Below are 2,356 nucleotides of genomic sequence, written 5' to 3'. Positions count from 1 at the left end.
GTCACCGACGACATGAGCGTGATGCAGGAAGAGATCTTCGGCCCGGTGCTGCCGGTCAAGACCTACGACGACCTGGCGCAGGTGATCGACTACGTCAACAGCCACCCGCGGCCGCTGGCGCTGTACCACTTCGACGACAACGCCGAGCGCACCGCCCGCGTGCTGGACCAGACCGTGTCCGGCGGCGCCTGCGTGAACGACGTGCTGTTCCACGTCGCCCACGAGGGGCTGCCGTTCGGCGGCGTCGGGCCGAGCGGCATCGGCCGCTATCACGGCTTCGACGGCTTCGTCACCTTCTCGCACCAGAAGAGCGTGCTGTACCAGAGCCGCTGGTCGGTGCAGGCACTGATGCGCCCGCCCTACGGGCCGCGCCTGGAGCGGGTCATGCAGCTGGCGCTGCGCTGGCTGTAGGCGGGGGGCGCCGGGCCGCCCGGCCTGGCGCCACGCAGTGCCCTTGACGGCGGTCAATGGCCGCCGGTCGCGCTTTCCCACAATGGCTGCACCTGAACATTACGAGGTGCCGCCATGTCCACTGCCGTTGCCACGGCTCCTGTCACTACCACCCGGCAGGAAGTCGAAGACCTGATTCACGCCTACGTGCAGTGCATCGACGACGATCGCCTGGAGGAGTGGCCGGACTTCTTCACCGACGACTGCGTCTACCGGGTCGTCCCGCGAGAGAACGCCGATGCCGGCTTGCCGGTGGCGGTCATGTACTGCGACAGCAAGGGCATGCTGCGTGACCGCATCGTGGCGCTGCGCAAGGCCAACATCTACGCCCCGCACTTCTACCGTCACCTGGTGAGCAACACCCGCGTCCTGGGCGAGCAGGGCGGCGTGATCCGCGCGCAGACCAACTACGGCGTGTTCCAGACCCTGCTGGACGGCGAGACGCGCGTCTACAACACGGGCAAGTACGTGGACCAGATCGTGCGGGTCAACGGGCAGCTGCGTTTCAAGGAAAAGGTCTGCGTGTTCGACACGTACCGCATCCAGACCCTGATGGTCACCCCCATCTGAGCCGCCACAGCAAGGAGCAGAACGTCATGGACGCACGCGTGAAACGGACCGGCGGGCTCATCTGGCCGGAAGAGGGTGTCAGCTCGGCGGTGCCCTACGGGGTCTTCACCGAGCAGGCGGTGTACGACGAGGAGCAGGCCCGCATCTACCGCGGGCCGACCTGGAACTTCATCGGGCTGGCGGCCGAGGTGCCGAACCCGGGCGATTTCAAGACCACCTACGTCGGCGATACGCCGGTGGTGATGACCCGCGACGACACGGGCGCCATCCATGCCTGGGTCAACCGCTGTGCCCACCGCGGTGCGCTGGTGTGCCGCGAGCTGCGCGGCAACAACGCCGCCGGCACCTACACCTGCGTGTACCACCAGTGGTCGTTCGACGCCGCCGGTGATCTGGTCGGCGTGCCGTTTCGTCGCGGCCTGGGCGGCAAGGGCGGCTATCCGGCGGACTTCGATCTGAAGGCGCACGGCCTGCGCAAGCTGCGCGTGGAGGACTACCACGGCGTGGTGTTCGCCACCTTCGACGCGAACATGCCGGGCGTGCAGGACTACCTGGGTGCCGGCGGGGCCATGGACGCGCACCTGCAGCGCATCTTCAAGGACCGCGAGATCGAGGTCATCGGTCACGCGCGCCAGTACATTCCCAGCAACTGGAAGTTCTACGCCGAGAACACCAAGGATCCGTACCACGCCAGCCTGCTGCACCTGTTCCACATGACGTTCGGCCTGTACCGGTCGAGCCAGGTGGGCGGCGTCAAGATCACCAACGGCTGGCACACGGTGCTGTTCTCGCGTTCCGGGACGGATTCCGAGGCGGCGCTGGCCGACACCAAGCAGTCGCAGCTGCGCACCTATCAGGCCGACACCTACACCCTGGACGACCCATCCCTGCTGCGCGGGCGCCAGGGCGAGTGGGACGACGACGTCACGCTGGTGATCATGTCGCTGATGCCGAGCCTGGTGATCCAGCAGATCCAGAACACGCTGGCGGTGCGTCAGATCCTGCCCAAGGGTCGCGACGCCTTCGAGCTGGTATGGACCTACTTCGGTTACAAGACCGACGACGAGGAACTGCGCAACATCCGCCTGAAGCAGATCAACCTGATCGGCCCGGCGGGCCTGATCTCCATGGAGGACGGCGAGTCGTCCGTGATCTGCCAGCAGGCGGTGGTGCGCGACCAGAACGACTGGTCCTGCATCGAGATGGGCGGGCGCGACGTCCAGGACGCGGACCACCTGGTCACCGAGACCACCATCCGCGCCTTCTGGGATCACTACCGCGCGCTGATGGGCTACTGACGCGGCCGCTCAGCCCGTCCCGGCGACGGCCGGGACGG

General features: G+C 67.0%; 3 protein-coding genes. All 3 read left to right on the top strand.

From position 1 onward, the window contains the following. Window positions 1-411 (top strand): aldehyde dehydrogenase family protein (locus tag ABYX71_RS11625; RefSeq protein ID WP_372696656.1); only part of this gene is annotated, 411 nt, incomplete at its 5' end. Between the two features lie 114 nt (window positions 412-525). Next, window positions 526-1,020, top strand: a complete 495-nt coding sequence (locus ABYX71_RS11620) for an aromatic-ring-hydroxylating dioxygenase subunit beta (protein ID WP_372696655.1) — start codon at window positions 526-528, stop codon at window positions 1,018-1,020. A 26-nt stretch (window positions 1,021-1,046) separates the two neighbouring features. After that, entirely contained in the window at window positions 1,047-2,318 is a 1,272-nt protein-coding gene (locus ABYX71_RS11615; RefSeq protein WP_372696654.1) for an aromatic ring-hydroxylating dioxygenase subunit alpha, read from the top strand. Window positions 2,319-2,356 lie beyond the last annotated feature (38 nt).

Source organism: Immundisolibacter sp., assembly GCF_041625615.1.
Lineage (GTDB): Bacteria > Pseudomonadota > Gammaproteobacteria > Immundisolibacterales > Immundisolibacteraceae > Immundisolibacter.
The sequence above is the reverse complement of the archived record's forward strand: the minus strand, read 5'-3'. Positions and strand labels throughout refer to the sequence as shown.

What these genes read in the sequence shown, in the direction of transcription:
- ABYX71_RS11620 (WP_372696655.1), top strand. Translation starts at nt 526, where the DNA reads ATGTCCACTGCCGTTGCCACGGCTCCTGTCACTACCACCCGGCAGGAA.
- ABYX71_RS11615 (WP_372696654.1), top strand. Translation starts at nt 1,047, where the DNA reads ATGGACGCACGCGTGAAACGGACCGGCGGGCTCATCTGGCCGGAAGAG.